At 39.9% G+C, this 213-nt stretch carries 1 pseudogene; it reads right to left on the bottom strand.

Going from position 1 to position 213, the window contains the following annotated elements:
- Positions 1-11 precede the first annotated feature (11 nt).
- Positions 12-213: pseudogene (locus CBI42_RS12385) on the bottom strand (tagaturonate epimerase family protein); the annotation flags it as partial.

Here is a 213-nt window from a genome sequence, read left to right as displayed (position 1 = left end):
ATCGCTCCTCTTTAATCGTTTGCTGTCGTTTGAAGCTTTTGAGCGCTTTCTTTAGAGATGTCACTCTTGGGTTCGTATTTGTCCCGTGCTTCTTTTTTTGTTTTGACAATTCCCTGAAGAAGATCCAAATGTTCTGCGATATGGATGTTTAAGTAACGGTCATACAGTGCTTGGTTCTGCAATAAAATAGTCCAGAACTTGTCGCGATAAACA

The organism is Streptococcus sp. KR, from assembly GCF_002238115.1.
In the GTDB taxonomy this organism is placed as follows: Bacteria; Bacillota; Bacilli; order Lactobacillales; family Streptococcaceae; genus Streptococcus.
This window is presented reverse-complemented; position numbering and strand designations above follow the sequence as displayed.